The sequence below is a fragment of the Salifodinibacter halophilus genome, assembly GCA_012999515.1.
Lineage (GTDB): Bacteria > Pseudomonadota > Gammaproteobacteria > Nevskiales > Salinisphaeraceae > Salifodinibacter > Salifodinibacter halophilus.
This window is the reverse complement of the sequence record JABEEB010000899.1, coordinates 1-211: the sequence shown is the minus strand read 5'-3', so window position 1 is coordinate 211 and position 211 is coordinate 1. Positions and strand designations below refer to the sequence as shown.

The following is a 211-nucleotide window of genomic DNA, read 5'->3' as shown; positions in this document are numbered from 1 at the left end:
CAAAGCCAGAGATTACGCTGCCACTAAAGGAATTATTATCGCTGATACTAAATTTGAATTTGGTTTAGATGGTGACAACATCGTTCTTGTTGACGAAGTTTTAACTCCAGATTCTTCCAGATTCTGGAATGCTACTAAATACGAAGTTGGTAAATCTCAAGACTCTTACGATAAACAATTTTTGAGAGATTGGTTAACTTCTAATGGTGTT

The 211-nt window shown here is 35.1% G+C and carries 1 protein-coding gene; it reads left to right on the top strand.

What is annotated here, in order from left to right; genetic code table 11:
- On the top strand, positions 1–211 hold a 211-nt coding region (locus HKX41_14135; protein ID NNC25273.1), incomplete at both ends, for a phosphoribosylaminoimidazolesuccinocarboxamide synthase.